The sequence below is a fragment of the Rhizobium sp. PRIMUS64 genome (assembly GCF_023006465.1).
Taxonomy (GTDB): domain Bacteria; phylum Pseudomonadota; class Alphaproteobacteria; order Rhizobiales; family Rhizobiaceae; genus Rhizobium; species Rhizobium leguminosarum.
This window is the reverse complement of sequence record NZ_JALBGX010000369.1, coordinates 1-289: the sequence shown is the minus strand read 5'-3', so window position 1 is coordinate 289 and position 289 is coordinate 1. Positions and strand designations below refer to the sequence as shown.

At 58.1% G+C, this 289-nt stretch carries 1 protein-coding gene; it reads right to left on the bottom strand.

Annotated features, from left to right (window positions below; translation table 11 throughout):
* Positions 1-289, bottom strand: a 289-nt coding sequence (locus MOV76_RS39600; RefSeq protein WP_309506944.1) for a nitrogenase component 1, incomplete at both ends; no start/stop codon positions are given.

Sequence of the window (289 nt, the reverse complement as noted above, 5' to 3'; positions counted from 1 at the left end):
ATTGTATTCCATCCACGGGATGCCGTATTTTTCCTCCATGTGCCGACAGATGTAGTTCATCGAGCGGTAGCAGTGGATGAGGTTCAGCTTGGCCTTTGGCGCGCGCTCGACCTCAGCGAGCGTGGCATCACCCGACCAGTTGCCGACCACGCGCAGCCCCACCTCCTCCAATAGAATGCGCGTAGCCCACGCGTCGCCACCGATATTGTAGTCGCCGACGACGTTGACATCGTAAGGGCCGGTCTCAAACTCGACTTCGTTCTTGTCGAAAACCCAGTCACGGATGGCG